Below are 7,467 nucleotides of genomic sequence, written 5' to 3'. Positions count from 1 at the left end.
TCGGTGGAACCGTAGAAGGGCGGCATGTGGTCCTGCCACTGGCTGCGGAACCACTTTTCGATTTCGGTCGCGTTGTCGAGGAACTGGCGCTCCAGCTCGAGCAGCGGCCCGGTGAGGGCGGTGGTGAGGTGCGGGACCATGGATTGTCTGTCTCTGGAAGAGCCGCTGCCGGCCGGCAGGCGACGGATGGATTGGCCGGAATGTTACACCAAGGCCGCGGCCGTCCAATGACTGCGAACAACGCCTCGAACGGCTCGCCCCCCGGGGCGCCAGGCCGGTCTGCGCTCAAGCCGCCGGCGGCCTCAGCGGCAGACTGCGCGCCTCCTTCACCACCTCCATGACCACGTAGGTATGCGTCTGCTTGACGCAGGGCAGGCCGGAGATCTGGTCGCCCATCACGCGACGATATTCATGGATGTCCCGCGTGCGCACCTTGAGCAGGTAGTCGAAGTCGCCCGCGATCATGTGGCAGGACTCGATCTCCGGAATACGCCGCACCGCCTCGTTGAAACGGCGCAGGTCCTGCTCGGTGGTGCTGGTGAGCAGCACCTGCACGACGACGATATGGCCTGCACCGATCGCATCGGGGTCGAGGTCGGCGTGGTAGCCGCGGACCACGCCGCTCTTCTCGAGCCGCCGCAGGCGCTCCGCGCAGGGTGTCTTGGTGAGGCCGACGCGGCGCGACAGCTCCACGATCGACAGGCGGGCGTCGGCCTGCAGTTCGGCCAGAATCTTGAAATCGATGCGATCCATTGCAGTGCAACAGCCATTTGGGCTGCGCTTTGGCTTCAGAACGGGAATTATGACTGTATAGATTCGAATTTTGGAGCCATTAACTGTTGTTTTTAGCGAAGAATTCGGCCGATCGGACAGCCCCGCCCGGGGCCTGCCGCACCCGACACCTGCCGGAGTCTCACGCCGTGGATCACCCCGCCTCGCTCACCGCCTCCACCCTGGCTGCCGCCGCCCTGCCGGCCACCCCGCGACCGCCCCAGCGCGCCGCCATCGACGCGGCGTGGCGCAGCCCCGAGCCGGAGTGCGTACCGCCGCTGGTCGAGGCCGCGCGTTTCGACGACGCCACGCAAGCGCGGATTCAGGAACTGGCACACAGCCTGGTCGCCGGCCTGCGCGCCAAGCGCAGCCGCTCGTCCGGCGTCGACGCACTGATGAAGGAATTCTCGCTGTCCAGCCAGGAAGGCGTTGCCCTGATGTGCCTGGCCGAGGCCCTGCTGCGGGTGCCGGACAAGGCCACCGCCGACCGCCTGATCCGCGACAAGCTGTCGGACGGCGACTGGCGTTCGCACGTCGGCAACAGCCCCTCGCTGTTCGTCAATGCCGCGACCTGGGGCCTCTTGATCACCGGCCGGCTGGTGTCGACCAGCAGCGAGGCCAGCCTGTCCGCCGCACTCACCCGCCTTGTCGCCCGCGGCGGCGAGCCGCTGATCCGCAAGGGCATGGACCTGGCGATGCGCATGCTGGGCGAACAGTTCGTCACCGGCCGCGACATCGACGAAGCGCTCGAGCGCGGCCGCGCGCACGAGAAACAGGGCTACCGCTACTCCTTCGACATGCTGGGCGAGGCGGCGATGACCGCCGAGGACGCCGAGCGCTACTTCCGCGACTACGAGCGCGCCATCCACGCCATCGGCAAGGCCTCGGCCGGACGCGGCGTGGTAGACGGCAACGGCATCTCGGTCAAGCTCTCCGCCCTGCACCCGCGCTACACCTGGTCGCAGCGCGAGCGGGTGTTCGCCGAGCTGCTGCCGAAGCTCAGGACCCTGTGCCTGCAGGCCAAGGGCTACGACATCGGCCTCAACATCGACGCCGAGGAAGCCGACCGGCTGGACATCTCGCTCGACCTGCTCGAGGCGCTGGCGCTGGACGACGCGCTCGCCGGCTGGGCGGGGCTGGGCTTCGTCGTGCAGGCCTACCAGAAGCGCGCGCCCTGGGTGCTCGATTTCGTCATCGACCTCGCGCGTCGCAGCGGCCAGCGCCTGATGGTGCGACTGGTCAAGGGCGCCTACTGGGACGCCGAGATCAAGCGCGCGCAGATCGACGGCCTCGCCGGCTACCCGGTGTATACGCGCAAGGTCTACACCGATGTCGCCTACCTCGCCTGCGCGAAGAAGCTGCTCGCCGCACGCGACGCGATCTACCCGCAGTTCGCCACCCATAACGCCCACACCCTGGCGGCGATCTACCATCACGCCGAGAACACCTCCCGCGGTACCGCCTGGCGCGCTGGCGACTACGAGTTCCAGTGCCTGCACGGCATGGGCGAGCCGCTCTACGACCAGATCGTCGGCCACGCCGAACGCCATCGCCTGGTACGGATCTACGCGCCGGTCGGCAGCCACGAGACCCTGCTCGCCTACCTGGTGCGCCGCCTGCTGGAGAACGGCGCCAACACCAGCTTCGTGAACCGCATCGTCGATGAGAGCGTGCCGATCGACGAGCTGATCGCCGATCCGGTGGAACAGGCGGCCGCGCTCGCCGGCACGCCGCATCCGCGCATTCCGCTGTCGGCCGAGCTTTACGGCGCGCAGCGCGTCAATTCGGCGGGCATCGATCTCGCCAGCGAGCCGGTGCGGGCCCGCATCGCCGCCGCACTGCAGCGCAGCCGCGACACCACGCACCGCGCCGGCCCGATCGTCCCGGGCATCGGCGCTCCGGACGCCAGCCGCGCCCGCACGGTAACCAACCCGGCCGACCAGGACGACATCGTCGGCCACGTCGTCGAGACCGATGGCGCCGAGGTCGAGGCGGCCCTCGCCGCCTCGGCGACCGTCGCCGCCAACTGGGCCCACGCGCTGCCGGCCGAACGCGCTGCCTGCCTCGAGCGCGCCGCCGAACTGCTCGAACGGCAGGCCGACGACCTGCTGGCGCTGGCCGTGCGCGAAGCCGGCAAGTCGTGGAGCAACGCGGTGGCCGAGCTGCGCGAGGCGGTCGACTTCTGCCGCTACTACGCGCAGCAGGCACGCGGCTTCGACAATGGCAGCCATCCGGCGCTGGGGCCGGTGCTGTGCATCAGCCCGTGGAACTTCCCGCTCGCCATCTTCGCCGGCCAGCTCGCCGCCGCGCTGGCCGCCGGCAACCCGGTCATCGCCAAGCCCGCCGAGCAGACGCCGCTGATCGCCGCCGCCGCGGTGCGCCTGTTCCACGCCGCCGGTGTGCCGGCCGCGGCGCTGCAACTGCTGCCGGGCCGCGGCGAGACGGTCGGCGCCGCGCTGGTGGCCGACGCCCGCATCCGCGGCGTGATGTTCACCGGCTCCACCGAGGTCGCCACCCTGATCAACCGCAGCCTCGCCGCGCGCGGCGGCAACGTGCCGCTGATCGCCGAGACCGGTGGCCAGAACGCGATGATCGTGGACTCCACCGCGCTGGCCGAGCAGGTCGTCGCCGACGTGCTGGCCTCCAGCTTCGACTCCGCCGGCCAGCGCTGCTCGGCGCTGCGCGTGCTGTGCCTGCAGGAAGACATTGCCGAGCGCGTGCTGCACATGCTGCGTGGCGCGCTTGACGAACTGCGCGTTGGCGATCCGGCCGACGTGCGCGCCGACATCGGCCCGGTCATCGACGCCGAAGCCAAGGGCGGGCTCGAAGCCCACGTGCAGGCCATGCAGGCGAAAGGCGCCCGCGTCACCCGCCTGCCGCTGCCTGATCGCTGCGCACACGGCACCTTCGTCGCACCGACGATCATCGAGATCGACGCACTGACCGAGCTCGGCCGCGAGCAGTTCGGCCCCATCCTGCACGTGCTGCGCTACAGCGCGGACAAGCTCGAGCTGCTGATCGACACCATCAACGCCAGCGGCTACGGTCTGACGATGGGCGTGCATACCCGCATCGACGAAACCGTGGACCAGGTCGCGGCCCGCGCCCACGTCGGCAACCTGTACGTCAATCGCAACATGATCGGTGCGGTGGTGGGCGTACAGCCCTTCGGCGGCGAAGGCCTGTCGGGCACTGGTCCCAAGGCCGGCGGTCCGCTCTACCTGCACCGCCTGCTGCAGCGCAGCCCCGGCCCCGACCTGGTCAACGGCGCACTGCGCGTCGACCATGAGGCTTCGCCCGCGCTGATGGACGCCCTGCTCGACTGGCTGGACGGCGCCGGCCGCGCGCTGCTCGAGGGCGACGAGCTCGCCGTGCTGCGCGACCGCGCCGACGCCTATCGCGCGCGCAGCGTCAGCAGCCTGCGCCTGGCCCTGCCCGGCCCCACCGGCGAGGACAACAGCCTGCGCTTCGTGCCGCGCGGCACGGTCGCGGGCATCGCCACCAGCACGCCGGCGGCGCTGCACCAGCTGCTGGTGGCGCTGGCCACCGGCAACCACATCATCTTCGACGACACGCCGCTGCTGCGCAGCCTGCAGCAGATGCTGCCGGAGGCGCTGCGGACACAGGTGGCGCTGGACGCGCGCTGGCCGGAGCGCGACTTCGGTGCCCTGCTGGTCGACACGGGCGACGACGAAGCCCATGCCTGGCACGTGAAACTCGCCGCGCGTCCGGGCCCGATCCTGCCGCTGCTGCGACCGACGCCGGAATACGACACCTGCCGGCTGGTGCATGAACGCACGGTCAGCATCAATACCGCGGCCGCCGGCGGCAACGCCAGCCTGATGGCAATGGGCGCCTGAGCGGCGGCGAAACCGGGCCATCACGATGCATCACACCCCCGCGAAAGCCCCACAGCTAGGGGCATCACGGATGGCAAGGCGGAGAAATTCGCTTACCTTACGGGACGCAATCGCCGCCGGTCTCAGCACCACGGTCGGCTGCGCCCGTTCAAACCCAAGCAACAAAGGAGACGTTTCATGAAGAAGACCCTGCTCGCCACCGCCGTGCTCGCGCTTGGCGGCTTCTCCAGCGCAGCCCTGGCCGATCTGCCGGTCGCCATCGCCGGCCCGATGACCGGCCAGTACGCCTCGGCCGGAGACCAGATCCGCAAGGGCGCCGAAATGGCCATCGCCGACATCAACGCCCGCGGCGGCGTGCTCGGCGAGAAGCTGAAGCTGGAAGTGGGCGACGACGCCTGCGATCCGAAGCAGGCCGTGTCGGTCGCCAACACGATGGTGAACAAGGGCATCGTGTTCATGCACGGCCACTGGTGCTCGAGCTCGACGATCCCGGCTTCCGAGGTCTATGTCGAAGCCGACATCCCGATGGCCACCGTCTCCACCAACCCGCAGGTTACCGAGCGCGGGCTGAAGAACATCTTCCGCATCATGGGTCGCGACGACCAGCAAGGCCTGGTGGCCGGCGGCTACATCGCCGACAACTTCAAGGGCAAGAAGGTCGCCGTGGTCGACGACAAGAGCGCCTACGGCAAGGGCCTGGCCGACGAGATGGCCAAGGCGATGGAAGGCAAGGGCCTGAAGCCGACGCTGCGCGAAGCGATCACCGCCGGCGAGAAGGACTACTCGGGCCTGGTCACCAAGCTCAAGCAGGCCGGCGTCGAGGTCATGGCCTACGGCGGCTACCACACCGAAGTCGCGCTGATCCTGCGCCAGGCCCAGGCCGCCGGCCTGCAGCTGACGGTGATGGGCGGCGACACCATGACCAACTCCGAGCTCGTCACCGCCGCCGGCCCCGCCGCCGACAACGTGATGTTCACGTTCTCGCCCGACCCGCGCAAGAACCCGGACGCCGCCCCGGTGGTCGAGAAGTTCCGCGCCGCCAAGGTCGAACCGGAAGGCTACGTGCTGTACGCCTACGCCGCGATGCAACTGTTCGAGCAGGCCGCCACCGCGGCCAAGAGCACCAAGTACGCCGACCTCGAGAAGGCGATGCGTGGCGGCACCTTCAAGACCGTGATCGGCGACCTGGCCTTCGACGCCAAGGGCGACCAGAAGGCACCGGGCTTCGTCGTGTACCGCTGGCAAGGCGGCAAGTACGACTACGCCAAGTAATCTCCGCACCAGCCCCGGCACGGCCGGGGCCTCCCTGGCCGCCCGCCCACGAGGCGGGCGGCACAGTCCGGACCCAACGACAAGACGGCACGCTCGCGCCCTGCACTAGCCCACCCGCCAGCGCAACGCGAGGAACAGCCGTGCCACCACGGGAGACATCGTGGCCTACGCACTGCAACAACTGATCAACGGGCTCACGCTCGGCGCCATGTACGGCCTGATCGCCATCGGCTACACGATGGTGTACGGCATCATCGGCATGATCAACTTCGCCCATGGCGACATCTTCATGGTGAGCGCGTTCATCGCGGTCACCGCCTTCACGATCCTCGCGGCCGCCGACGTGACCTCGATCCCGCTCGCGCTGACCTTCGTGCTGATCGTGTCGATCTTCTTCACCTCGGCCTACGGCTGGGCGGTCGAACGCACCGCCTACCGCCCGCTGCGCGGCTCGACCCGGCTGGCGCCGCTGATCTCGGCGATCGGCATGTCGATCTTCCTGCAGAACGCGGTGCAGCTCACCCAGGGCGCGCGCGTCAAGCCGATCCCGCCGGTGCTCGAGGGCGGCGTGGTGCTGTGGGACGCCCCGGGCTTCACGGTGCAGATCGGCTGGAGCCAGATGCTGATCATCGTCACCACCGTGGTGCTGATGCTGGCCTTCACCTGGATGATCACCCAGACCCCCTTCGGCCGGCAGCAGCGCGCCTGCGAGCAGGACCGCACCATGGCCTCGCTGCTCGGAGTGAACGTGGATCGCACGATCTCCTTTACCTTCATGCTCGGCGCGGCGCTGGCGGCGGTCGCCGGGGTGATGGTGACGGTGTACTACGGCGTGGTGGACTTCTTCATTGGCTTCCTCGCCGGCATCAAGGCCTTCACCGCGGCGGTGCTGGGCGGCATCGGCTCGCTGCCTGGGGCGATGCTCGGCGGCCTGCTGATCGGCTTGATCGAGTCCTTCTGGGCCGCCTACCTGTGGGCCGAGTACAAGGACGTCGCCACCTTCGGCATCCTGTGCCTCGTGCTGATGCTGCGCCCCTCGGGCCTGCTCGGCCGGCCTGAAGTGGAGAAAGTCTGATGAGCGCCGTCGTCTTTGCGCGTCACGCGATGACGCCGGCCGAGCGCCTGCGCGATGCCGGCTGGGTGGCCTTCGTCGGTCTCATCCTCGGCATTCCGCTGGTCGGCCTCACCACCGTCGACGTGGGCGGCCGGCTCGGGGTCGAAACCCGCTTCGGCCTGCTCGTCGCCGCCGTCGCCGCCGTGTTCGCCGGCCGCCTCCTGCTGCGCTGGTCGATCGACCAGGCGCGCAACCGCAAGCTTGCCCGCGACCAGGCCAGCACCGCCACCGCCGCCGACCGCGCCCACGGCGCGCAGAAGGTGGTGACCGTGCTCGGCTGGGTGGCGCTGGGCGCCTCGATCGCCCTGCCGATCTTCTATTCCCCTGAATCCGTGTTCGCTTAGCCGGAAATCCAGCCTAACGCATTGATGCAATTGTAAAATTACGCTTCCAACTCCTTCACCCAATCGACCATGCCGCGCTTCGAAGTCAAGCAATCCGCCAAGCTCA

Annotated in this window: 6 protein-coding genes; 4 read left to right on the top strand and 2 right to left on the bottom strand. The window is 69.1% G+C overall.

The window, feature by feature from the left end; all coding sequences use genetic code 11:
• Together PHC73_RS13985 and PHC73_RS09555 are read right to left on the bottom strand one after the other, a co-directional pair.
• On the bottom strand, positions 1 to 140 hold a 140-nt coding region (locus PHC73_RS13985; protein ID WP_366949847.1), incomplete at its 3' end, for a glutamate--cysteine ligase.
• 145 nt (positions 141 to 285) lie between these two features.
• Positions 286 to 753, bottom strand: a complete 468-nt coding sequence (locus PHC73_RS09555) for an Lrp/AsnC ligand binding domain-containing protein (protein ID WP_094267171.1) — start codon at positions 751 to 753, stop codon at positions 286 to 288.
• 200 nt (positions 754 to 953) lie between these two features.
• On the opposite strand from PHC73_RS09555, the gene putA reads away from it, so the two are divergent.
• From putA to PHC73_RS09535, 4 genes are all read left to right on the top strand, one after another.
• Positions 954 to 4,631 carry a trifunctional transcriptional regulator/proline dehydrogenase/L-glutamate gamma-semialdehyde dehydrogenase gene (gene putA, locus PHC73_RS09550; protein ID WP_366949846.1) on the top strand — a complete coding sequence of 1,226 codons (3,678 nt, stop codon included), beginning with the start codon at positions 954 to 956 and terminating at the stop codon, positions 4,629 to 4,631.
• A gap of 177 nt (positions 4,632 to 4,808) precedes the next feature.
• Positions 4,809 to 5,903 carry a branched-chain amino acid ABC transporter substrate-binding protein gene (locus PHC73_RS09545; RefSeq protein ID WP_300127148.1) on the top strand — a complete coding sequence of 365 codons (1,095 nt, stop codon included), beginning with the start codon at positions 4,809 to 4,811 and terminating at the stop codon, positions 5,901 to 5,903.
• 160 nt (positions 5,904 to 6,063) lie between these two features.
• Entirely contained in the window at positions 6,064 to 6,978 is a 915-nt protein-coding gene (locus tag PHC73_RS09540; protein WP_004291282.1) for a branched-chain amino acid ABC transporter permease, read from the top strand.
• Positions 6,978 to 7,361 (top strand): DUF3382 domain-containing protein, encoded by a 384-nt coding sequence (locus PHC73_RS09535; protein WP_300127145.1) that lies wholly within the window; start codon positions 6,978 to 6,980, stop codon positions 7,359 to 7,361. The genes PHC73_RS09540 and PHC73_RS09535 overlap by 1 nt, the downstream gene beginning before the upstream one ends.
• The last annotated feature ends 106 nt before the right edge of the window (positions 7,362 to 7,467 follow it).

The sequence above is a fragment of the Immundisolibacter sp. genome (assembly GCF_028696615.1).
Classification (GTDB): domain Bacteria; phylum Pseudomonadota; class Gammaproteobacteria; order Immundisolibacterales; family Immundisolibacteraceae; genus Immundisolibacter.
Note: the sequence above shows the minus strand (reverse complement) of the source record. Positions and strands in the feature narration are given on the sequence as shown.

Bases quoted from the DNA above. Each gene is read 5' to 3' on its own strand.
- PHC73_RS09555 (WP_094267171.1), bottom strand. From the start codon at position 753: ATGGATCGCATCGATTTCAAGATTCTGGCCGAACTGCAGGCCGACGCC.
- PHC73_RS09545 (WP_300127148.1), top strand. From the start codon at position 4,809: ATGAAGAAGACCCTGCTCGCCACCGCCGTGCTCGCGCTTGGCGGCTTC.
- PHC73_RS09535 (WP_300127145.1), top strand. From the start codon at position 6,978: ATGAGCGCCGTCGTCTTTGCGCGTCACGCGATGACGCCGGCCGAGCGC.